The organism is Streptomyces sp. NBRC 110028, from assembly GCF_001417735.1.
GTDB lineage: Bacteria > Actinomycetota > Actinomycetes > Streptomycetales > Streptomycetaceae > Streptomyces.
On the sequence record NZ_BBUZ01000049.1, the window covers coordinates 19,105 to 42,085 of the forward strand.

The 22,981-nt window shown below is 71.3% G+C and carries 18 protein-coding genes, 1 tRNA gene and 1 riboswitch; of the genes, 6 read left to right on the plus strand and 13 right to left on the minus strand.

Annotation, left to right across the window (positions count from 1 at the left end; all coding sequences use genetic code 11):
• Positions 1-66: 66 nt before the first annotated feature.
• Positions 67-1,452: a cystathionine beta-synthase gene (locus ASC60_RS34625; protein ID WP_055557676.1), complete on the minus strand. Its 1,386-nt coding sequence runs from the start codon at positions 1,450-1,452 to the stop codon at positions 67-69.
• Between the two features lie 190 nt (positions 1,453-1,642).
• On the opposite strand from ASC60_RS34625, the gene ASC60_RS34630 reads away from it, so the two are divergent.
• The 3 genes from ASC60_RS34630 (at position 1,643) to ASC60_RS34640 (ending at position 5,822) form a co-directional block, all read left to right on the plus strand.
• Entirely contained in the window at positions 1,643-2,647 is a 1,005-nt protein-coding gene (locus ASC60_RS34630; RefSeq protein ID WP_055557677.1) for an SGNH/GDSL hydrolase family protein, read from the plus strand.
• A gap of 741 nt (positions 2,648-3,388) precedes the next feature.
• On the plus strand, positions 3,389-4,609 hold the full coding sequence (locus ASC60_RS34635) for an acetyl-CoA C-acetyltransferase (RefSeq protein ID WP_055557678.1): 1,221 nt from the start codon (positions 3,389-3,391) through the stop codon (positions 4,607-4,609).
• Positions 4,610-4,853: 244 nt separating this feature from the next.
• Positions 4,854-5,822 carry a hypothetical protein gene (locus tag ASC60_RS34640; RefSeq protein ID WP_055557679.1) on the plus strand — a complete coding sequence of 323 codons (969 nt, stop codon included), beginning with the start codon at positions 4,854-4,856 and terminating at the stop codon, positions 5,820-5,822.
• A gap of 15 nt (positions 5,823-5,837) precedes the next feature.
• On the opposite strand, the gene ASC60_RS34645 is transcribed toward ASC60_RS34640, so the two are convergent.
• Positions 5,838-6,176 (minus strand): hypothetical protein, encoded by a 339-nt coding sequence (locus tag ASC60_RS34645; RefSeq protein WP_079038819.1) that lies wholly within the window; start codon positions 6,174-6,176, stop codon positions 5,838-5,840.
• 123 nt (positions 6,177-6,299) lie between these two features.
• Here ASC60_RS34645 and ASC60_RS34650 point away from each other — a divergent pair, with 123 nt between their 5' ends.
• Complete coding sequence (locus ASC60_RS34650) at positions 6,300-6,530, plus strand: DUF4287 domain-containing protein (protein ID WP_055557681.1); 231 nt, start codon at positions 6,300-6,302, stop codon at positions 6,528-6,530.
• Between the two features lie 311 nt (positions 6,531-6,841).
• Here ASC60_RS34650 and ASC60_RS34655 read toward each other — a convergent pair whose 3' ends face one another.
• Positions 6,842-7,738, minus strand: a complete 897-nt coding sequence (locus tag ASC60_RS34655; RefSeq protein WP_055557682.1) for a Bax inhibitor-1/YccA family protein — start codon at positions 7,736-7,738, stop codon at positions 6,842-6,844.
• Between the two features lie 206 nt (positions 7,739-7,944).
• Positions 7,945-8,027 (minus strand) — tRNA-Leu (locus ASC60_RS34660).
• A 401-nt stretch (positions 8,028-8,428) separates the two neighbouring features.
• Here ASC60_RS34660 and ASC60_RS34665 point away from each other — a divergent pair.
• Together ASC60_RS34665 and ASC60_RS34670 are read left to right on the plus strand one after the other, a co-directional pair.
• The gene (locus tag ASC60_RS34665; RefSeq protein WP_055557683.1) at positions 8,429-9,211 is read left to right on the plus strand and encodes an ABC transporter ATP-binding protein; all 783 of its coding nucleotides are present in this window, start codon (positions 8,429-8,431) and stop codon (positions 9,209-9,211) included.
• Positions 9,212-9,286: 75 nt separating this feature from the next.
• Positions 9,287-11,833, plus strand: a complete 2,547-nt coding sequence (locus tag ASC60_RS34670; RefSeq protein WP_055557684.1) for an ABC transporter permease — start codon at positions 9,287-9,289, stop codon at positions 11,831-11,833.
• A gap of 74 nt (positions 11,834-11,907) precedes the next feature.
• Here ASC60_RS34670 and ASC60_RS34675 read toward each other — a convergent pair whose 3' ends face one another.
• From ASC60_RS34675 to ASC60_RS34715, 9 genes are all read right to left on the minus strand, one after another.
• The gene (locus ASC60_RS34675) at positions 11,908-13,224 is read right to left on the minus strand and encodes a cyclopropane-fatty-acyl-phospholipid synthase family protein (RefSeq protein WP_055557685.1); all 1,317 of its coding nucleotides are present in this window, start codon (positions 13,222-13,224) and stop codon (positions 11,908-11,910) included.
• Between the two features lie 234 nt (positions 13,225-13,458).
• On the minus strand, positions 13,459-14,847 hold the full coding sequence (locus tag ASC60_RS34680) for an NAD(P)/FAD-dependent oxidoreductase (RefSeq protein ID WP_055557686.1): 1,389 nt from the start codon (positions 14,845-14,847) through the stop codon (positions 13,459-13,461).
• Between the two features lie 396 nt (positions 14,848-15,243).
• Positions 15,244-16,281: a Ppx/GppA phosphatase family protein gene (locus ASC60_RS34685; RefSeq protein ID WP_055557687.1), complete on the minus strand. Its 1,038-nt coding sequence runs from the start codon at positions 16,279-16,281 to the stop codon at positions 15,244-15,246.
• On the minus strand, positions 16,278-16,820 hold the full coding sequence (locus ASC60_RS34690; protein ID WP_055557688.1) for a DUF501 domain-containing protein: 543 nt from the start codon (positions 16,818-16,820) through the stop codon (positions 16,278-16,280). Before ASC60_RS34690 ends, ASC60_RS34685 begins: the two co-directional genes overlap by 4 nt.
• A 67-nt stretch (positions 16,821-16,887) precedes the next feature.
• Complete coding sequence (locus tag ASC60_RS34695) at positions 16,888-17,361, minus strand: septum formation initiator family protein (RefSeq protein WP_055557689.1); 474 nt, start codon at positions 17,359-17,361, stop codon at positions 16,888-16,890.
• A gap of 109 nt (positions 17,362-17,470) precedes the next feature.
• Positions 17,471-18,757, minus strand: coding sequence for a phosphopyruvate hydratase (gene eno, locus ASC60_RS34700; protein ID WP_199831129.1), 1,287 nt, complete (start codon positions 18,755-18,757; stop codon positions 17,471-17,473).
• A gap of 277 nt (positions 18,758-19,034) precedes the next feature.
• Positions 19,035-19,706, minus strand: coding sequence for a transglycosylase family protein (locus tag ASC60_RS34705; RefSeq protein WP_055557690.1), 672 nt, complete (start codon positions 19,704-19,706; stop codon positions 19,035-19,037).
• Positions 19,707-19,712: 6 nt separating this feature from the next.
• Positions 19,713-19,879, minus strand: a riboswitch (cyclic di-AMP (ydaO/yuaA leader).
• A 254-nt stretch (positions 19,880-20,133) separates the two neighbouring features.
• Positions 20,134-21,075 (minus strand): transglycosylase family protein, encoded by a 942-nt coding sequence (locus ASC60_RS34710; protein WP_055557691.1) that lies wholly within the window; start codon positions 21,073-21,075, stop codon positions 20,134-20,136.
• Positions 21,076-21,187: 112 nt separating this feature from the next.
• Positions 21,188-22,441, minus strand: a complete 1,254-nt coding sequence (locus ASC60_RS34715; protein WP_055557692.1) for a cytochrome P450 — start codon at positions 22,439-22,441, stop codon at positions 21,188-21,190.
• Positions 22,442-22,981 lie beyond the last annotated feature (540 nt).

Here is a 22,981-nt window from a genome sequence, read left to right on the forward strand (position 1 = left end):
GTGTTAACGCTGTGCTGCGGGCGCGTGACGCTCACGTACCACTTCGCCGAAGCGCCGACCCGGGGCTCACTTCGCGCCGTTGGCCAGGTAGGCGAGCAGGTCCTGCCGGCTCACCACGCCCTTGGGCTTGCCCTCCACCAGCACGACCGCCGCGTCCGCCCGGCCCAGGACGGCCATCAGGTCCTCGACCGCCTCGCCCGAGCCGACGTGCGGCAGGGGCGGGCTCATGTGCTTCTCCAGCGGGTCGTCGAGGGAGGCGCGCTGGGCGAACAGGGCGTCCAGCAGTTCGCGTTCCACGACGGAGCCGATGACCTCGGCGGCCATCACGTCGGGGTGTCCGGCGCCGGGCTTCACGATGGGCATCTGCGAGACGCCGTACTCCCGCAGGACCTCGATCGCCTCCCCGACGGTCTCCTCGGGGTGCATGTGGACGAGCGACGGCAGCCCGCCCGCCTTGCCCTGGAGGACGTCACCGACGCGCACGGCCGGGCCGTCCTCCTCCAGGAAGCCGTAGTCGGCCATCCACTCGTCGTTGAAGATCTTGGAGAGGTAGCCGCGGCCGCTGTCCGGGAGCAGCACGACGACCACGTCGTCCGGGCCGAGCCCCTCGGCGATCTTGAGCGCGCCGACGACCGCCATACCGCAGGAGCCGCCGACCAGCAGCCCCTCCTCCTTGGCGAGCCGCCGGGTCATCTGGAAGGCGTCCTTGTCGGATACGGCGACGATCTCGTCGGCGATGGTCCGGTCGTACGCGGTGGGCCAGAAGTCCTCGCCGACGCCCTCGATCAGGTACGGGCGCCCGGTGCCGCCGGAGTAGACGGAGCCCTCGGGGTCGGCGCCGATGACCTTGACCCGGCCCTCGCTCGCTTCCTTCAGATAACGGCCGGTGCCGCTGATCGTCCCGCCGGTGCCGACGCCCGCCACGAAGTGGGTGATCTTGCCTTCGGTCTGTTCCCACAGCTCGGGGCCGGTGCTCTCGTAGTGGGAGCGCGGGTTGTCGGGGTTGCTGTACTGGTCGGGCTTCCAGGCGCCGGGGGTCTCGCGCACCAGGCGGTCGGAGACGTTGTAGTACGAGTCGGGGTGCTCGGGGTCGACGGCGGTCGGGCAGACGACGACCTCGGCGCCGTACGCCCGCAGCACGTTGATCTTGTCGGTGGAGACCTTGTCCGGGCAGACGAACACGCACTTGTAGCCCTTGCGCTGGGCGACCATCGCCAGACCCACACCGGTGTTGCCGGAGGTCGGCTCGACGATCGTGCCTCCGGGCTTCAGCGCGCCGGACGCCTCCGCCGCCTCGATCATGCGTACCGCGATGCGGTCCTTCACCGAGCCGCCGGGGTTGAAGTATTCGACCTTGGCCAGAACGGTCGCCCGGATGCCCTCGGTCACGGTGTTGAGCTTGACCAGCGGGGTGTTGCCGACCAGCTCAATCATCGATTCGTAGTACTGCACGCCAGCTCCTGGTCCGGAATCCGCGGGATCTCCGCGTCGGGACGGCCGCGTCGCGGGCCCTTGGAGCCAGCTTATTGCGCGGAACCGCCCGGCGGCCCGGGTGGTTGTGGACGAGCACGTGGGGGGCACCAACTGGTCAGCAAGGCGTACAAAGGTACAGAAGGCGTTCGGACGGAGGTGGGCTGGACCCATGTCGATGTCGAGGGCGAGGGTTGCGCGGCGGATCGCGGCCGCGGCGGCGTACGGGGGCGGCGGGATCGGCCTGCTGGGCGGGGTGACCGCCGTGCTGTTGCTCACCGAGGTGTCACTCGCGAAACGGATCGTGGGCGGATCGGAGGAGGCTCCGCCGCGCGCGGACGGCCGCTACGGCTTCGCCTTCGCCCGAAGGACCGGCCAGCCCCCGCTGCGGCTGGCCTTTCTCGGCGACTCCACGGCCGCCGGACAGGGCGTCCACCGCCCCAGTCAGACGCCGGGAGCGCTGCTGGCCTCGGGGCTCGCGGCGGTGGCGGAACGCCCGGTGGACCTGCGGAACGTGGCGCTTCCCGGCGCGCAGTCCAGCGACCTGGAGCGGCAGGTCACGCTGGTGCTGGACGATCCGGAGCAGCTGCCGGACGTCTGCGTCATCATGATCGGCGCGAATGACGTCACCGGCCGGATGCCACCCGCCCAGTCCGTGCGGCTGCTGGCGGAGGCGGTGCGGCGGCTGCGCGAGGCGGGGTGCGAGGTCGTGGTCGGTACCTGCCCCGACCTGGGCACCATCGAGCCCGTCTACCAGCCCCTGCGCTTCGTCGCCCGCCGTCTCAGCCGCCAGCTGGCGGCGGCGCAGACGATCGGGGTGGTCGAGCAGGGCGGCCGTACGGTGTCGCTGGGCGATCTGCTGGGGCCGGAGTTCGCGGCCAATCCGCGGGAGCTGTTCGGGCCGGACAACTACCACCCCTCGGCGGAGGGGTACGCCACGGCCGCGATGGCCGTGCTGCCCACGCTGTGCGACACGCTCGGGCTGTGGCCGGAGGAGGCGCCGGAGACGCGCGACGAGGGCATCCTGCCGGTGGCCAAGGCGGCGGCCGAGGCCGCGGCGGAGGGCGGCACCGAGGTGACGGCGGCCCGTGGGCCGTGGGCCCGGCTGCTACGCCGCGGCCGGCCCGCCGGCGAGGACACGGCCCCGGCCCCCTCGCCCCCACCGGTCACCCACTGAGCGGCGCTTTCCCCCACCCCCGCCGCCGGGCGGGGGCTCCGCCCCCACACCCCCGCTCCTCAATCGCCGGAGGAGGCTGGGGTGCTGCGTCTGCTCCGCGATCGCACCCCGGTGGGGCGGGTCCCACAACACACCCCGGAGGCCCGGACGCGCTCCCGACCGGCACGCCCGGTCGGGGCAGGGCGATGGGCCTCTGTCCCGGGCTCACGGCCCGGTTCGGCCGGACAGCGGCCTCTTTCCGTCCCGAACCGGCCGCCCCGGCCCGGGCGACGGGCCGGGGGGCTCCCGGAAGCGCTGGGCGACGGGCCTCCGGCCCGGACCACGCCCCGGAGGGGCCAGCGCCTCCGCCCGGCCGCCGCGCCCCTGGCGGGGCCGGGTGCCGGGCCCCGAACCCGCAGTCCCGACGGCCGGATGGCGGCCCCCTCCGGCCCCGCCCCCAGGCCGGAACCGGCGACATCCCGGGCCGGCGCCCCTGGGCCGGACAGCGGCCTCTCTGTCCCGGGCCGGCCGCCCCGGGCGCTGCGCCTCGCCGTCCGCGCGGAGCCCCGGCAGGGCACCGGGGCGCAGCCCCGGGGCCGGGGAGGGGCGGGGTGGGGGACGAGGCCCCGGGCCAGGCGGCTGAGCGTACGCTTGGAAAAAAGAGTTCCGCGTCACAGCACGCGCCCCGTGACCCCCGCTCTACGTCCGGGTAACTTCCCTCACAGTCCCAGTCGCTCCCCCGATCCGCCCCATGGAGCCGTGATGCCCGAAGCCGTGATCGTCTCTGCCGCCCGTTCGCCCATCGGCCGTGCCTTCAAGGGGTCGCTCAAGGATCTGCGCCCCGACGACCTGACCGCCGAGATCATTCAGGCCGCGCTCGCCAAGGTTCCGCAGCTGGATCCGCGGGAGATCGACGACCTGATGCTCGGCTGTGGGCTGCCGGGTGGGGAGCAGGGGCACAACCTGGGGCGGATCGTGGCCGTGCAGATGGGGATGGACCATCTGCCCGGGTGCACGATCACCCGGTACTGCTCCTCGTCCCTGCAGACCTCGCGGATGGCGCTGCACGCCATCAAGGCGGGTGAGGGGGACGTGTTCATCTCGGCGGGCGTCGAGATGGTCTCGCGCAGCGTCAAGGGCACCTCGGACGGGCTGCCGGACACCCACAACCCGCTGTTCGCCGACGCCGAGGCCCGGACGGCCGCGCGGGCCGAGCAGGCGGGCACCGACTGGCACGATCCGCGCGAGGACGGGCTGATCCCGGACGCGTACATCGCGATGGGGCAGACCGCCGAGAACCTGGCCCGGCTCAAGGGGATCACCCGCGAGGACATGGACGCGTTCGGCGTGCGGTCCCAGAACCTCGCCGAGGAGGCCATCAAGAAGGGCTTCTGGGAGCGCGAGATCACCCCTGTGACGACCCCCGACGGCACCGTGGTGGCCACGGACGACGGGCCGCGCGCGGGGACCACACTGGAGGGCGTACAGGGCCTGAAGCCGGTGTTCCGCCCCGACGGCCTGGTCACCGCGGGCAACTGCTGCCCGCTGAACGACGGCGCCGCCGCGCTGGTGATCATGTCCGACACCAAGGCGCGTGAGCTGGGCATCACCCCGCTGGCCCGGATCGTGTCCACCGGTGTCTCCGGCCTCTCCCCCGAGATCATGGGGTACGGACCGGTCGAGGCGTCCAAGCAGGCGCTGGCCCGGGCCGGGATGGCGATCGGCGACATCGACCTGGTGGAGATCAACGAGGCGTTCGCCGCCCAGGTCATCCCGTCCTACCGGGACCTCGGCATCGACCTGGACCGGCTCAATGTCAACGGTGGCGCGATCGCGGTGGGCCACCCGTTCGGCATGACCGGCGCCCGGATCACCGGCACGCTGATCAACTCGCTGCAGTTCCACGACAAGCAGTTCGGTCTGGAGACCATGTGCGTCGGCGGCGGGCAGGGCATGGCGATGGTCATCGAGCGCCTGAGCTGATCCGGGCGGCCGGGCCGGACTCCGGCGGATACACGGCCCGAGCGCGAGTTGTGACCCAATCTCCCCCAGGATGTGACCAACGTCCTGGGGGAGCCGCGTCTGCCCAGGTCAGCGGCGGTGGACGGGCCCTTCCCCGGCATGGACTTCGGTCCGCTGGACGACGTCACGGCCTGACGTCGAGAGGCGATCCGGGTCAAGCTGAGGTAGGAATTCGGGGGATCGACAGCAATCGGGAGTTACGTCAGTGAGCCCCATGACCCTTGCCCTCCTGCTGGCCGCGGCGGCCGCCACGGCCACCGGCGCCGCAGCCCTGCACACCGCGCGCGGAGTGCGGCGGCAGATCACCGAGCTGCGCGCCGAACTGGCCGCCACGGTCGCCGCCGCCACCGCTGCCGGCCGGGCGGACCGGTCCGGGGAGGACGCCGTCGCGGTGCCCGCCGCCCGCGCCACTCCGGCCGCCGAGATACGGGCGGCCGTCGCCGACGCGCTCGCCGAGGAGCGGGAGCGCGAGCTGGCCGAGGCCCGGGCGTTCTGGGCCGCCCAGGAGGCGCGGGACTCGGCCGGGTCGTCCGACGCCCCCTCGCTGCTCGGCGGGCTGGCCGGGCTCGTCGAGGACGACCGGCACGACGCGCCGCACGACGCGCAGCTCTTCGTGCCCCGCCAGGCCGACCTGGCGGGCCTTGAGCCCCTGCTCGGGCTGGACGCGCTGGGGCCGGACGCCCGCGACCGCGCCCGCGACTCCGCGGCGGAGCAGGAGCCGGAGGACCCGATGGAGCTGGAGGTGGGCGCCGAGGTCGGCGCGGAGCTGGGCGCCGAGGCGGAGCAGGAGGCCGAGGCGGTCGAGTCGCCCGAGCTGGCCGCCGCCCGCCGCCGCCACCCCTCGCACCCCGACTTCGCGCCCTCGTCGCCGATCGCCGACCACGACCGGACGGTGGCCCGGCTGACCGAGCTGGCGGAGGCCCGTACGCCGCTGGCGGACGTACGCCCCGGGCCGCTCGGCACGCTCGACGTGTACGTCTTCGCCGACGGCACCACGATCTGCATGACCCCCGGCCACCGGGAGACGGCCGAGCGGCTGGCGGACGCCCTGCGCGAGGGCACCGCCCCGGTGCTGCTCGGCGGCTCGGGCGTCTCGGGCGCGTACGCGCTCACCTTCGGCTGCGGGGACGAGAACGTGTACGTCCTCGCCGACCGCGTCATCGCCTCGCTGTGACGCCGTGAAGCGGCCTCAGAGGCCGCAGCGCCCGGCTGTCGCCTCGACCAGCGCGACCGCTTCGGATATGCGCCCGCTTCCCGTGTCCGCGGCGCCACCCGGCGCGTGCTCCAGCGCGTGCACCAAATCATGACCGGCCACCGCGAGCTGGTCGGCGATCACGAAGACCCCCGCGTCCGGCATGATCCGCGGCGGGTTCCCGGGTTCCTCCAGACACTGGGCCCGCACCGACAATTCCCTCGCCAGGGCCAGTCCTTCGGCCGCCGCTCCCTGGTGCAGCCGGGACTGCGGGAGGGCGCGCAGCCGGTCGGCGAGACGGTCCACGGCACGGAGCAACGGGGTCGCATCATCCACGACGAGAGCGTATGCGCCACCCACGGACTGTTGCCAACGGCCGAACACTCAGGCACGGTGAGCTGAAGGACCCCACCCGGGTGATTGAACCCGGGTCCGGAATGGACGCGTCCGGAGGCGCCGATGTCCCAGATCTTCTCCGACGAGACTCACCGGAACCTACTCTCCCGCATCCCCCAATGCACCGGCCGTGACGTTGCCGACTGGCTGCGCACCGTAGACGAAGGTCCCGCCTTCTTCCGCTTCGAGGAGAAGGTCAGCTGGCTGCGGGGCGAGCACCAGCTCGCCTATGGGCACGCCAAAGCGATCATCCATGAACACGACCTGAGGCGCGCGGCCCGCAAGCTGCTGTAGCCCGCTGCCCGGAGGCTTCCAGCGTGTACCACAGAGGGGCACGAGACGAGAGCGGCTTAGGGGGTGGCTTGTGGGTCAGGCCGGATCAGCGAGCGGCGTCTGGTGCGGTGGCTCGCAACCCGCGTGAGGAGAGCGCAGCGGCGCTGCGTGCGACGAGCGCGGGGCCGCGAGGTGCCGTGCCGGGCGTCGGGAGCCCGGCATGATCCATAAGCCACCCCCTGGGGCCGCGGAAGACCGCGAAGGGCCCGTGGAGGCGATCGCCTCCACGGGCCCTTCGGCGTTGATCGGCTGGGGGCCGCCGGCCCCGGGCGCTAGTCCCTGAAGATGGAGATCAGCCGGAGCAGCTCCAGGTAGATCCACACCAGCGACAGCGTCAGACCGAACGCGGCCAGCCAGGACTCCTCGCGCGGAGCGCCGTACCGGACGCCGTCCTCGACCTGCTTGAAGTCCATCGCCAGGAACGCGGCGCCGAGCACGACGCCGATGATCCCGAAGACGATGCCCAGCGGGCCGCTGCGGAAGCCCATGCCGTCACCGCCGGCGAAGACGGTGAACAGCAGGTTGACCGCCATCAGCAGCAGGAAGCCGATGGCCGCCGCGAGCACGAAGCGCTGGAAGCGCGCGTTCACCCGGATGAGCCGGGTCTTGTACGCGGCGAGCACACCCACGAAGACGGCCATCGTGCCGAGGACCGCCTGCATCGGGGCGCCGGACCAGCGCTCGTTGTACGCCTGGCTGATGACGCCGAGGAAGAGCCCCTCGAACAGGGCGTACCCCATGATGAGCGCGGGCGAGGGCGCGCGCTTGAACGACTGCACCAGGCCGAGCACCATCGCGACCAGCGCGGCGCCGATGCCCACGCCGAGGGGAAGGTGCGCGATCCAGGCGACGGCCGCGGCGACGATGACGGTGCCCAGCGTCATACCGGTGCGCATGACGACGTCGTCCATCGTCATCCGGCCGGTCTGCGGACCGGCCGGGGGCGCTCCGTACATCTGCTGGAGCTGCTCGGGCGTCAGGTTCTGCTGGCCACCGGCCGCGTAGGGATTGGCCGGTGCGGCTTGCGTCTGCGCGTACGGGTTGCCGCCCGCGTAGGGGTTGCCCTGGGCTGCGGCGGGGCCCCCGGCCTGCTGGGCCGCGCCGAAGCCGGCGTAGCCGCCGCTGCGGCTGAACCCCCGTCGCGAGAAGACCGGGTTGCTGCTCCTCATCTCACTCCTCCATGGCCGCCCTGCGCGACCTTGACCTAAGAGTAATGGGTAAGCAAAGAAAGCACCCTAGTGCCCAAGGAGGATCTTTTCACGCGCGCGCGGACAGCGCGAGGCCCCGGGGGAGCCGGTGCGGGGCCGGATAGAGGCCCTGGTCGTACGGTGGGCGACCGGCCACGCACACAGCGTGCGCCCACGAGATCTGGAGGTGCCCGGAACCGGACTTGAACCGGTACGCCCGCGAGGGGCAGCGAGGTTTAAGCTCGCCGTGTCTGCATTCCACCATCCGGGCAGCGGCTCACCCTGGGACGTACGTCCTTGCGTACCTCCCTCCCCACGGGAGAGCAGCACGAGCCTATCCGGGCCGATGAACCCGAACAGCGAATCACCGGACCGAGGTTGTCTTATTTTATTGGCAACTGAGGGCCCATCAGCAGTGGGGCAGGGTACCCGCCGATGCCGGCGCCCGACCGGACCTGCTTATATGCCCTGTGACCCCTTTGACGGCGGATTGACGCAATCTCGATGCCCCCGTTCGGGGGTCCTCTCCTACCCAAGGAGGACTCCGGGCCGCGCGCCTACGACCCGAGTCGCGCGCAGAACCGGAGGAGCGACGGATCCCGTCCTTCCTCAGGGCAAGGACGATGGAAGGACGTCCCGGACGACCCGACCGCACGACAGGAGCCCCGCACCGTGACCACCACCACTTCCGGCGTCGAGACCGCCGCCCGTTCCACGACGGCGGCGGCCCGAGCAACGGACCTCTCCAAGGTCTACGGACAGGGCGAGACCCAGGTCGTCGCCCTGGACTCCGTCTCCGTCGAGTTCCGGCAGGCCGAGTTCACCGCGATCATGGGCCCGTCGGGTTCGGGCAAGTCGACGCTCATGCACTGCATGGCGGGCCTGGACTCCGTCTCCCATGGCTCGGCCCGCATCGGCGACGTCGAGCTGACGGCCCTCAAGGACAAGAAGCTCACCCAACTGCGCCGCGACAAGATCGGGTTCATCTTCCAGGCGTTCAACCTGCTGCCGACGCTGAACGCGCTGGAGAACATCACCCTGCCGATGGACATAGCGGGCCGCAAGGCCGACCAGAAGTGGCTGGACCAGGTCGTGGAGACGGTCGGTCTGGCCGGGCGGCTCAAGCACCGCCCGAGCCAGCTCTCCGGCGGTCAGCAGCAGCGGGTGGCCGTCGCCCGCGCGCTGGCCGGCAAGCCCGAGATCATCTTCGCGGACGAGCCCACCGGAAACCTCGACTCCCGCTCCGGCGCCGAGGTGCTGGGCTTCCTGCGCAACTCGGTGCGCGAACTGGGCCAGACCGTGGTCATGGTGACCCACGACCCGGTCGCCGCGGCCTACGCCGACCGGGTGGTCTTCCTCGCCGACGGCCAGATCGTGGACGAGCTGCTGGCCCCGACCGCCGACTCGGTGCTGGACCGCATGAAGCGGTTCGACGCCAAGGGCCGTACGAGCTGACGCGAGGCGCGCGCCGGTCACCGCACGACGCTTCCAAGCCTCCGCACGTCTCCCTTCCTCCCAGGACTGACTTCCATGCTCCGTACCGCCTTGCGCAATGTGCTCGCGCACAAGGCCCGGCTGCTGATGACCGTCCTCGCCGTCATGCTCGGCGTGGCCTTCGTCTCCGGCACCCTGGTCTTCACCAACACCATCTCCGCCGCCTACCAGAAGAGCTCCGAGAAGGGCTTCGACGGCGTCGACGTCGCCATCACCCCGCACAAGTCCGACTCCGGCTCGGGCGTCCCCGGCTCCACGCCGCGGCTCGGCCAGCAGGTGCTCGACAAGGCGGCCAAGGTGCCCGGCGCCGCCTCCGCCACCGGGGTCGTCAAGGGCTTCACCGCCCTCTCCGACCGCGAGGGCGACCTGCTCGGCGGCGGCTTCTCCACCCTCGGCGGGAACTACTACCCGGGCCCCGACGGCAAGGACCCGCGGTACACGATGACCGAGGGCCGCGCGCCCAAGGCCCCGGGCGAGATCGCGCTCGACTCCGAGTCCGCCGCGAAGGGCCACTACAAGGCCGGTGACACCATCCGGGTGTCCGTGAACGGCCCGGTGCGCACCGAGAAGATCTCCGGCGTCTTCACCACCGACGACGGCAATGTGGCGGCGGGCGGCAGCCTCGCGCTGTACGACAACGCCACCGCGCAGAAGCTGTTCGCCAAGCCCGGCCAGTTCGACGAGATCGATGTGAAGGCCGCCGCCGGGACCTCGCAGGCCGCGCTGAAGTCCGCGGTCGACAAGATCCTGCCGCCGGATGCCAGGGCCGCCACCGGCCAGAAGCTCGCCGACGACCAGGCCGAGCAGATCAAGCAGGGCATGAGCAGCATGCAGACCGCCATGCTGGTGTTCGCCGGGATCGCGCTCTTCGTCGGCATCTTCATCATCGCCAACACCTTCACCATGCTGGTCGCCCAGCGCACCAAGGAGCTGGCCCTGATGCGGGCGGTCGGCGCGAGCCGCCGTCAGGTGACCCGCTCGGTGCTGATCGAGGCCACCGCCGTCGGCGCCGTCGCGGCCGTGGTGGGCATGGCCGCCGGTGTCGGCATCGGCGCCGGGCTGCGCTCGCTGCTGTCCTCCACCGGGGCCACCGTCCCGGACGGGCCGCTGGTCGTCCAGCCGACGACCGTTGCGGTCTCGCTGCTCGTCGGCGTCGTGGTGACCGTGCTCGCCGCCTGGCTGCCGGGCCGCCGCGCCGCGAAGATCCCGCCGGTCGCCGCGATGAGCAGCGTGCACGCCGCGCCGACGACCCGCGGTCTGGTGGTACGGAACACGATCGGCGGGCTGCTCGCCGCCGCCGGTGTCGCGCTGGTGCTGTACGGCTCCGGCCAGGGCATGGACGGCAAGGGCCCGATGGCGTTCGGCGCGGCGGTCCTGGTGATCGGCGTGTTCGTACTCACCCCGCTGCTGTCCCGGCCGCTGATCGCCGCGGCCGCTCCGGGCTTGCGGCTCTTCGGGATGTCCGGCAAGCTCGCCCGGCAGAACGCGGTGCGCAACCCGCGCCGTACCGCCGCCACCGCCTCCGCGCTGATGGTCGGCCTCACCCTGATCACCGGCATGACGGTCATCGCGGGCAGCGTCCAGAAGGGCATCGACCAGATGGCCTCGGACGGGCTGAAGTCCGACTACGTCGTCAGCATGGGCGGCGCCGGCGGGGCGCCGCGGCCGCTGTCCCCGGACGTGGCCAAGAAGCTTCAGAAGCAGCCCGAGGTCACCGCGGTCAGCCCGCTGCGCAACACCCCGGCCAAGGTCGGCGGCGAGACCGACTCCCTGACGGGTGTGAACCCGAAGGCCATCAGGCAGCTGGTCGGCGTGGACTTCGTCCACGGGTCGTTCTCCGGCTTCGGCGGCCAGAAGGTCGTCGTCGACGACAAGACCGCCGACAGCAACGGCTGGAAGGTCGGCTCGGCCTTCCCGGTGACGTACCAGGACGGCCGCAGCGGGAAGCTGACCGTGGGCGGCGTGTACGAGGGCAACCAGATGATCCGCGGGGTCATGGTCGACGCCGCCACCATCACCCCGCACATGGCCACCGTCACCGACTTCCAGGTGATGGTGAAGACCAAGGGCGGGGCGACCGAGGCCAACAAGGACGCGCTGACCAAGGCACTCGGCAACAACCCGGCCCTCCAGGTCCAGAACAAGCAGGACATCTCCGACAGCATCGCCAAGCTCTTCACGCTGATGCTGAACATGCTCTACGGCCTGCTGGCCATGGCCGTGATCGTCGCGGTGCTCGGGGTCATCAACACCCTGGCCATGTCGGTCTTCGAGCGGTCGCAGGAGATCGGCATGCTGCGGGCCATCGGCCTGGACCGGCGCGGCATCAAGCGGATGGTGCGGCTGGAGTCGCTGGTCATCTCGCTCTTCGGCGGCGTGCTCGGGATCGGCCTCGGCGTCTTCTTCGGCTGGGCGGCCGGTGAGCTGATCTCCACCGGTCTGACGACCTACGAACTGGTCCTGCCGTGGGGCCGGATGGGCCTGTTCCTGGCGATGGCCGCGGTCGTGGGCGTGCTGGCGGCCCTGTGGCCCGCGCGCCGGGCCGCCAAGCTCAACATGCTGGAGGCCATCAAGGCCGAGTAGCGGCCCCGGACGACGGTGAACGGGCTCGGTGCGCCGCGCGGCGCGCCGAGCCCGTTCACCGTTCCCGGCGCCTGTCAGCCGCGCCAGTCGCGGGCCCGCAGCGGCAGCCCGGACGCGCCGCTGTCCGGCGTACGGACGGCGAGGACCTGGTTGACGCCGATCCGGTTGCGCTCGAACGACAGGGCGGAGGCGGCCATGTACAGCCGCCAGACCCGGGCCCGGCCCGGGGAGGTCAGCCGGACGGCCTGCGGCCAGGACCGCTCCAGGTTGGCGACCCAGCGGCGCAGGGTGAGCGCGTAGTGCTCACGGATCGCCTCCACGTCGCGCACCTCGAAACCGGCCTCCTCCAGCTGGGTCACGGTCCGGCCGACGGGGGCCAGTTCGCCGTCGGGAAAGACGTAGCGGTCGATGAACTCGTCCACGTGGTACGCCTCCTCGTCCGGTTCGGGGCGCCGCGCGATCTGGTGGTTCAGCAGCCGCCCGCCGGGGACCAGCAGCCGGTGCAGGATGCGGGTGTACTCGGCGTACCGTACGGAACCCACGTGCTCGGCCATGCCGATCGAGGAGATCGCGTCGTAGGGGCCGTCGTCGATCTCGCGGTAGTCCTGCACCCGGATCTCGATCCGCTCGGTCAGCCCGGCGTCCGCGATGCGCTTGCGCGCGTACGCCGCCTGCTCCTCGGAGAGCGTGATGCCGACCGCCCGCACCCCGTACTCGCGCGCCGCGTGCAGCACCATCGAGCCCCAGCCGCACCCCACGTCCAGCAGCCGCCGGCCGGGCTCCAGCGCGAGCTTGCGGCAGACCAGGTCGAGCTTGGCCCGCTGGGCCTCCTCCAGCGTGGTGTCGGCTCTCTCCCAGTAGGCGCAGGAGTAGACCATCGAGGGGCCGAGCACCAGCTCGTAGAAGTCGTTGCCGACGTCGTAGTGGTGGCTGATGGCCCGCTTGTCACGGCGCAGCGTGTGCAGCGGTCCACGGCCCGTCCCGGCCTCCTCGCGCGGCGGGGCGGGCGGCAGTCCGGGGCCGGCGAGGGCGACCAGATCGCGGACGGCATTGCGCGTCCCCGGGTCGCGCAGGGCCTTCCACGCCGCGGCGAGGCGGGCCGAGCGCGAGGCGGTGGGCTCGTCCTTCTCCCACAGCAGCCCGGCCAGCCGCTCCAGCGCCTCGTAGAGGTCGCCCTCGATGTCGAGGTCGCCCGCCACCCAGGCCCGGGCCAGGCCGAGTTCGCCCGGCTTCCACAGCATCCTGCGCAACGCCCGCCGGCGCCGCAGGATCAGGACCGGGGCGCCGGGCGGCCCGGCCTCACTGCGGTCCCAGGCCCGGATGCGGAGCGGGAGCGGGGCTCCCATCACCTCCTCGGCCAGGGCGGCCAGCCGCGCGGCGGCGTGGGTCATGTCGGCACACCTCCATGATGGCGAGTCAGGAAGATTCACTCCCCACGTAAACACCATGGAACCGCCCGTACAGTCCCGCCGACACGTCTGGAATCGGTAAAAAGCGCGCACGCGAAGGGCGCCCGCCCCACGGATGGCGGACGCCCTCGGCGCTTGCTCGATGTTCAGATGTGCTGGATGTCCAGTTGCACGGGTGCCCGTGTGCCCGGTGTGCCCGGTGTCGCCGGTCCGGCGTCAGGACGCCTTGGCCTTCTCCGCGGTGACCTCGGCTGCGGGCTTCTTCGCGGCGGCGGCCGCGGAGACCGGGGCGGCGGCCTCGTAGAACTCCTCGCGGGGGTTCTCCATGGCGCCGAGCGAGACGACCTCGCGCTTGAGGAACATGCCCAGCGTCCAGTCGGCGATGACCCGGATCTTGCGGTTGAAGGTCGGCATCGCCAGGCCGTGGTAGCCACGGTGCATGTACCAGGCCAGCCGGCCCTTGAGCTTGATCTTCATCTTGCCCATGACGATCATCGCGACGCCCTTGTGGAGGCCGAGACCCGCGACGGCGCCCTTGTTGGCGTGCTTGTACTCGCCCTGCGGGAAGCCCCGCATGCCCGAGATCACGTTGTCGCCGAGGACCTTGGCCTGACGCAGCGCGTGCTGGGCGTTCGGCGGGCACCAGGCGCCCTCGCCGGAGGCGAGGTCCGGCACCTGGGCGTTGTCGCCAGCGGCCCAGATGTAGTCGGTGCCCTTCACCTGGAGGGTGGCTCCGGTGTCCACGTGGCCGCGCGGGCCGAGCGGGAGGCCGAACCGGGCGAGCGCCGGGTTGGGCTTGACGCCCGCGGTCCACACGATGGTGTTGGAGTCGACCTCGAGCCCGTTCTTGAGCACCACATGGCCGTCGACGCAGGAGTTCATCGAGGTGTTGAGGTAGACCTCGACACCGCGCTTCTGCAGGTGCTCCAGGCCCCACTGGCCGAGCTTCGGGCCCACCTCGGGGAGGATCTTGTCGGCCGCGTCGACGAGCACGAAGCGCATGTCCTCGCGCTTCACGTTCGGGTAGTACTTGGCCGCGTCTCGGGCCATGTCCTCGACCTCGCCGATGGTCTCCGCGCCCGCGAAGCCACCGCCGACGAAGACGAAGGTGAGCGCCTTGCGGCGGATGTCCTCATCCGTGGTGGAGTCGGCCTTGTCGAGCTGCTCGAGGACGTGGTTGCGCAGGCCGATGGCCTCTTCGATGCCCTTCATCCCGATGCCGTTCTCGGCCAGGCCGGGGATCGGGAAGGTGCGGGAGACCGCGCCCATCGCAATGACCAGGTAGTCGAAGGGCAGCTCGTACGACTCGCCGACGAGCGGCTGGACGACGGCGACCTTGCGGTCCTGGTCGATGTTCGACACCCGGCCGGTGAGGACCTCCGCCTTGGGGAGCACACGCCGCAGCGGAACCACGACGTGGCGCGGAGAGATGCTGCCGGCCGCAGCTTCGGGGAGGAAGGGCTGGTACGTCATGTACGAGCGAGGGTCGACGACCGTGACAGTCGCCTCGCCGTACCGCATCTTCTTGAGGATGCGGCGCGCCGCGTACAGGCCTACGTACCCACCGCCTACAACGAGGATCCTGGGACGCTCCGTGGTGCTCATGATTCGAGTATCCAGCACCCCCCGAGGGGGACCTCGTGAGCCCCTTCACAAGCAATGTCGGGGTATCTGCTACACTCCGCCGCCCCCGTGATGGACGCCATAGCGGTCCGGGGGAACCGGCGAGCGGATCAAGACGTTCCCAGCCCCGCTGAGCAGCGATAGCCGTTGAACGCTGGAGTAGACCACAAGGTTCCCGGGCGGTCCGCGGCGATGGCCGATCGGCCCGTATTCCGGCCGACTTGATGAACACCGTCACCAATAGCGGCCCCGAGGCGACCCAGAAGGCGGCCACCAGGCACCTTTTTCATGTGAAGAGTTTCACGAACTCTTTTGGCGGCGGTCCGCGGAACGCCCCGGAAGAGCCCTCCGCGGCCGCTCAGACGATAGTGCGCCCGCTCAGGCGATGCTCCAGGCGATGCCGTCGAGGATGTCGTGCTCGCTCACGACGACCTCCTCGGCACCGGTCCGATCCATGATCGACAGCAGCACCAGGGCGCCCGCGGTGATCACGTCGACCCGGCCCGGATGCATCGCGCCGATCGCCGCCCGCTCCGCGTGGGTCGAGGTCAGCAGCTTGGCCGTGATCTCGCCGACCTGACCGGCGTGGACCCGGGTGTGGTGGATCGCGGCCGAGTCGTACTCCGCCAGGCCCAGCGCGATGGCGGCGACGGTGGTGACCGTGCCGGCCAGCCCGACCAGGGTGTGGCCGCCCTCGCCCGGGCGGCAGGCGCCGGTGAGCGGCACCGTCTCCTCGGCGAGGTCCAGCGCCCGCCCGATATCCGCCCTGATGGCCGAGATCTGATCCTCCGTCGGCCTCTCGGCGATACTCGTGGCTCGGTTCGCCTCCGGGGCGCCCGAGTCGCTGTCGACAGCGCCGCGCCCCTTCGGCACCTCGCGGGCCTGACCGTCCACGACCAGATGCCGCTCCGTCAGCCGCACACAGCCGATGTCCACGCTGCGGGCCGCCCGCACCCTCTCGTCACCGCTGACGAACTCGGTCGAGCCGCCGCCGAGGTCCACCACCAGGAACGGACCGCTCAGATGCGCGTGTCCGGTCAGCTCCTTGGTCGCGCCGGTGAAGGAGAACTCCGCCTCCTGATCGCCGGTGATCACCTCGGGCTCGACGCCGAGGATGTCCACGACGCCGCGCACGAACTCCTCGCGGTTCTCGGCGTCCCGCGAGGCCGAGGTGGCGACGAAGCGGACGCGCTCGGCGCCCAGCTCGCGTATGACCTCCGCGTACTCCCGGCACGCGGCGAAGGTGCGCTCCAGCGCCTCGGGGGCCAGCCGGCCGGTGCGGTCCACACCCTGGCCCAGCCGGACGATCTTCATCCGGCGGTCCAGCTCGGTCAGCCCGCCCGTGGCCGGGTCGGCGTCGGCGACCAGCAGCCGGATCGAATTGGTGCCGCAGTCCACGGCCGCCACGCGGGTCATGCGCTCTCCCCCTCGGCCGGTCCGGCACAGGGCGCGACGCACGGGCCCTTGCGCCACCACTCGGGCAGCAGCGCGATCGCCTCGTCACCGAGCGGGTTGACCCCGGGGCCGGCCGCGAGGGAGTGGCCGACCAGGACGTGCAGGCACTTCACCCGGTCCGGCATGCCGCCCGCGCTCGGGAAGCCCTTCAGCTCCTCGATGGCGTCGCGGCGGGCGATGTAGTCCTCGTGGGCGGCGCGGTAGGCGGCGGCCAGCTCGGGGTCGCTGCCGAGCCGGGCCGTCATCTCCTTCATCACGCCCTCCGCCTCCAGCGTGCCGATCGCGGACGCGGCGCGCGGGCAGGTCAGGTAGTAGAGGGTGGGGAACGGGGTCCCGTCCTCGAGGCGCGGCGCGGTCTCGACGACATCGGGGTTGCCGCAGGGGCAGCGGTGCGCGACGGCGCGCAGACCCCGCGGTACGCGGTTCAGCTGCTCCTTGACGGCGGCGATGTCCGCGTCGGTGGGCGCGGTGGGCTCCGTCTGCGGAGGGGGCGTGTCCATGAGGGGAAAAGTTCTCTTCGCTCGGTGTCGGACCGGGTGTGACCGTGACGGGCGCCGGCGCGGCGCGTCAGCGGTCCGCGGCGGCCGCCTTCGGCTCGTCCGCCGTGTCCACGGTGTCCCAGAGGTTGGTGTACCAGGGGCGGTCGGCCGCGCCCTGGTCGGTGGAGCGCTCGGCGTTGGCGCCGGGGTCCACCATGCTGAAGCCGGTCTCGCCCGGCATCAGGTAGTGCAGGTGCTCGCGGGCCCGCCGCTCGATGTACGCGGGGTCGCGCAGCCGGGCCTTCTGCTCGCGCAGCTTGGCCACCTCGGCGCGTTCGCGCTGGGCCTGGCGCCGCTGGTCGGCGATCTCCGAGCGCTGGGAGATGTACTGCCGCATGGGGTAGGCCAGGGCGACCACGAGGGAGCAGACGACCAGCGCGAGGAGGGCGGCCCGGCCGGTGAGCCGGCTGCGGCGCTTGATCCGGGCGCGGTAGACCCGGGCGGCGGCGTGTTCGCCGAGCGCCTTGAGCCTGGTCGCGGTGGAGAACCGGTCCGCCGGCACGTCGCCTCCCCGGTGATGACTTCGCTTGAGCAGTGCCCGCTCGAGTAGCGGCTGTCCCCGGCCACGGTACGGGACCGCGGCCGGGGACAGGTGTCAGACGTGTCCGCTGTCAGCCCTTGAAGCGCGGGAAGGCGGAGCGGCCCGCGTACACCGCGGCGTCGTCCAGGATCTCCTCGATGCGCAGCAGCTGGTTGTACTTGGCCACCCGCTCGGAGCGGGCCGGGGCGCCGGTCTTGATCTGGCCGCAGTTGGTGGCGACGGCCAGGTCGGCGATGGTGACGTCCTCGGTCTCACCGGAGCGGTGCGACATCATGCACTTGAAGCCGCTGCGCTGGGCCAGCTCGACGGCGTCGAGGGTCTCGGTGAGCGAGCCGATCTGGTTGACCTTGACCAGCAGGGCGTTCGCGGTGTCGTTCTCGATGCCGCGGGCCAGCCGCTCGGGGTTGGTGACGAAGAGGTCGTCGCCGACCAGCTGGACCTTGTCACCCAGCTGCTCGGTGATCGTCTTCCAGCCGTCCCAGTCCTCCTCGTTCAGCGGGTCCTCGATGGAGACCAGCGGGTACGCCTCGACCAGCTCGGCGTAGTACGCGGTCATCTCGGACGCGGTGCGGTCCTTGCCCTCGAACTGGTAGACGCCGTCCTTGTGGAACTCGGAGGCGGCGACGTCGAGCGCGAGCGCGATGTCCTGGCCCGGCTGGTAGCCGGCCTTCTTGATGGCCTCGACGATCAGGTCCAGGGCGTCCCGGTTGGAGTCGAGGTTCGGCGCGAAGCCGCCCTCGTCGCCGAGGCCGGTGGACAGGCCCCGCTCCTTCAGCACGCCCTTCAGGGTGTGGTAGACCTCGGCACCCCAGCGCAGGGCCTCGGAGAAGGACTCCGCGCCGACCGGCGCGATCATGAACTCCTGGATGTCCACGTTGGAGTCGGCGTGCGAACCGCCGTTCAGGATGTTCATCATCGGGACCGGCAGCAGATGCGCGTTCGGGCCGCCGAGGTAACGGAAGAGGGGCAGGTCGGATGCCTCGGAGGCGGCGTGCGCCACGGCGAGGGAGACGCCGAGGATGGCGTTGGCGCCGAGCGAGGACTTGTCCGGGGTGGCGTCCAGGTCGAACATCGCCTGGTCGATCAGGCGCTGCTCGGTGGCGTCGTAACCGACCAGCTCGGGGCCGATCTGCTCGATGACGGCGAGGACCGCCTTCTCCACGCCCTTGCCGCCGTAGCGGTTCTTGTCGCCGTCACGGAGTTCGAGGGCCTCGAAGGCGCCGGTGGAGGCGCCGGACGGGACGGCGGCACGGCCGGTGCTGCCGTCGTCGAGGCCGACCTCGACCTCGACCGTGGGGTTGCCTCGCGAGTCGAGGATCTCGCGAGCTACGACGACGTCGATGGACGGCACGAGGATCTCCTTCGTATGGGTCTTCGGTAGCAGCATGAGCCTAACCGCACCGGAGCCCCGGCGGGGTGCACCGTGGGGGCGGCGCACCCGGCCGGGGCTCGTTGGCCAGTGCCGCGTCAGTCGGGGTTTGCCCGGCAGCGAGGCGTCCTGGTGCGGTCAGCCGCAAGGCGCCGGATCGGCCTCGTAGGGGGCCTACTCGGCTGATTCGGCAACGCCGCGGATGGCCGTGCCAGGGCGGCGAGCGGGGTGAACCTCGGCTGACGCGGCACTCCGGTGGTGCGGCTCAGCTCAGGTGGAGCTGCTGGCCGGGGAAGATCAGGTCGGCCTGCTGGATGACGTTCTTGTTCAGCTCGAAGAGCTTCTTCCAGCCTCCCTTGACGTGCTCCGTCTTGGCGATCTTGCCGAGGGTGTCACCGGACTTGACCTTGTACTCGCCGTCGCCCTTCTTGACGGGGCCGCGGACCTCGGAGCGCGCGGCGTGCTCGGGCGCGTTGCGCGGCGCGGCCTTCGGCTTGGCGGACGGGGCCGGCTGCGTGGAGTCGGACTGGCTCTGCTGCGGGGCGGACGACGCGGGGGCGGGGGCGCCGCCGCTGGTCAGGCCCTTGCCGCAGACCGGCCAGGCGCCCTTGCCCTGGCTGGCGAGGACCTTCTCGGCCACCTGGATCTGCTGGGACTTGCCCGCCCTGTCGGCGGTGGGTGCGAACGCGGTACCGCCGTAGGCGGCCCAGGTGGAGGAGGAGAACTGCAGGCCGCCGTAGTACCCGTTGCCGGAGTTGATCGACCAGTTGCCGCCGGACTCGCACTGCGCGACCTGGTCCCACTGGGAGCTGGTGGCGGCAGAGGCGGACGTCGCACCGATGAGCGGAGTGGCCACGGCGGCTCCGGCGAGGCCGACGAGCGCGGTGATGCGGGTGGCCTTGGAAGGACGACGGTGCTTGCCCTGAGCGTTGGACATGTTCGTTCGTTTCCTCACCGACGCCTACGAGGTGAGCTGTCGGGTTCGGGCGTGAGTTGCCCGGCCCGGTGCGGGGTTCGCACCGGGCTTCACCCCTAGCCGTTCGGCCGATTCCGCCGGCCTCGCGGCACTTACCTTGGGTCCCCCGCTCCTGCCTTCGGCGCTGGCGCGTCGGTACCGGACGACCGCCGGCAGGACTCGGCGTGACGGTCGACGGTGCTCGCGGTGGCGAGCGGAAAGACGTTAAACACACGTCCGGGAAACGTTCAAACACCCTTATCCCAGCGAAGAGGGCTGTTATCGATCTCACTCGGGCCACATCGGCGCAGGTGGGGCCGGGTATGGAGAGACCGGACACCAGGGACGGCCCGGGAAATGTGACGAGAGGTATGTCTCACCGGTGCCAGATCGGGCAAATCACCCCGGACTACTGGCCCCTGATGGTCAGGTCAAGTCGCTGACCAGGGAGGATGAGATCCGGGTCGGTTCCAATGAGGTTCTCGTTGCCTTCGTAGATCCGACGCCAGTCGCCGCCCGATTCCTGCTTTTCGGCGATTGCTGAAAGATTGTCACCCGGACGCACCGTGTAGCCGCCATCCGTGGGGTTTTCGGCACGATGCGCTCCGCCACGCGAGGCACGGTCGCCCGGTCGCGCGTCCCTCTCCGGCTCGCCCCGGTGCTTACCGGAGGGCGTGGAGGCGTCGGCCGGGTCCGAGGCGTCCGCGGAGGGGGTCGCGGCGGGTCCTTCGGAGGCGTTCTCGCCGGAGGAAGACGACGAGGACGGAGAAGAGGACGAAGAAGAGGACGGGGACGGCGAGGGCTCCGGGCCGTCATTAGAAGGGGACGGGGCGGGCGCGTCGTCGTCCAGCCCGTCGGGGGCCTTGGAGACGTGGGGCCGCTCCGGCTCTCCGGCGTCCCGGCCCGAGTCGCCGCGCTGCGGGGGCTGCTGGGAGGGGCGCGCCGTGCTGCCCGGGTTCACGTCCGGGGCGTCGCCGTCGTCGGTCAGCTCGGCGTTGAGCGCGCAGCTGGGCCAGGCGTCCGGTCCTCGGTCGCCGAGTATCGCCTCGGCGACGGCTATCTGCTGGGAGCGGCTGGCGAGGTCGGGGCGCGGGGCGTAGCCGGTGCCGCCGTACTTCTTCCACATGTCGAGGGTCAGCTGGAGACCGCCGTAGAAGCCGTTGCCCTCGTTGGCGCTCCACATCCCGGCGCTCTCGCACTCGGCGACCCGGTCCCAGGTGGAGGCCGGGGCGGCCTGGGCGCCGGTCGCTCCGAGGAGCGGGATGGCGATGCTCGCACCGGTCACCCCCGCCGCGACGACGATGGCCGGAGCCTGGCGGGGGCGGCGGTGACGTCCGTTCCCGGAAAGCATGCGAATCGCCTCTCGTGTGGGGGTCGTTTGCCGGTTGAACATAGCGACGTCACACGATCATCACAAGCCGGTGTATCCCAGGTCACGCCGCGGTCACATGCCTGACCGGCAGTCACTTCCCCCAGGTCACCGGGAGGGTGCGCAGCCCGCGCATGATGAGCCCGCCGCGCCAGCGCAGGTCGTCCGGCTCCGCCGCGAGTTGGAGGTCGGGGATCCGGCGCAGCAGGGTGGCGAGCGCGGTCCGTGCCTCCAGGCGGGCCAGCGGGGCGCCCAGGCAGTAGTGGATGCCGTGGCCGTAGCCGAGGTGCTGGTTGTCGGTGCGGGACAGATCGAGGACGTCGGGGTCGGCGAAGCGCTCGGGGTCGCGGTCGGCGGCGGCGAGCACCACCAGCACCGGCTCGCCCTCGGCGATGTGCTGCCCGCCGATGGTGACCGGCTCGGTGGCGAACCGCCAGGTGGCCATCTCCACCGGGCCGTCGTAGCGCAGCAGTTCCTCCACGCCGGTGGCGAGCAGCCCCTCGTCCCCTTCTTCCGCTTCTTCCAGGTGTCGCTGCAGCCGGGCGCGCTGCCCGGGGTTGCGCAGCAGCGCGTAGAGGCCGTTGCCGATCAGATTGACGGTGGTCTCGAAGCCCGCGAAGAGAAGGATGAAGGCCATCGCCGCGGCCTCGTTCTCGGTGAGGTGGTCGCCGTGGTCACTGGCCCGGATCAGATCGGAGATCAGGTCGTCGCCGAGGGCGGCGCGCTTACGGTGGATCAGCTCGGCCAGGTACGCGCGGATCCGCTTCACCGCGCGGGCCACTCCGCCGCGCGGGCCCCCGCCGTGCCGGATCATCGTTCCGGCCCAGTCCCGGAAGTCGTCCTGGTCCTCCCGGGGGACGCCGAGCAGATCGCAGATCGCGTAGATGGGGAGAGGAAAGGCGAACTCGTGGATGAGGTCCGCCTCCCCCCGGGCCGCGAAGGCGTCGATGAGGTCGTCGGTCAACTCGCGCACCCGCGGGGCGAAGGCGGCGACGCGGCGCGGGGTGAACGCCTTGGACACCAGCCGCCGCAGCCGGGTGTGGTCGGGGGGATCGATATTGAGCAGATGTGTCATCAGGTCCGCGCGCTGCTCGCCCGGGATGCCCACCTTGCCCCGGGCGTGAGCGGATTCACTGTGCCGCTGGGGGTTCTTCGACAGCCGGTTGTCGGCGAGGGTCTGCCGGGCGTCGGCGTAGCGGGTCACCAGCCAGGCCTCGACCCCGCTGGGCAGCGTGGTCCGGTGCACCGGGGCGTGCTCGCGTAGCCAGGCGTACGCGGGGTAGGGATCGGTGGCGAACTCCCAGGTGAAGAGGGTGGGAGCGGAGGCGGGGCAGGGCTGTTCGGACACGTCCCGACGATACCGGCCACGGCCCGCGGATTCCGATACGTCACTTATCGGAAGTAAATCCATAACGCGAAAGTAAAGCCAATTAATGTCGATACAATTCGACGACCATCTCCACACACCCTCCACGATGCGCTCACAGCACGCACCGAATGCCCGATATCTGATGGCTGGAACCATCACCCGGAGCAGCCTGCGGCGAACGTCACCCGGCTCCACGGAACACGCGCTGACGTCGACCAATGGGGCAAAATGCGGGGGTGGCTGAATCGGCGTCAGGTGGTTGAATGAGACACCGGCACATGCACGGGGCCTCCTGCCCCTGGTGATACGATCACCGCGCTTGCCAGGCGAGCCAAGGGCCCGTAAGACACACGGCGATCCGGTGAATCAGCCGAGAGGGTTACCACTTCCGAGGAGCACTATGCCGCGAGTTGGGCATATGGGGCCGTACCGGCGCACCCGAGCCCGTGCGCTGCCGGCGGCAGGACGAGTGCGGTGCACCGCGTCCCCTCGGCCGCCGTACGGGCGCTGACTTACCGC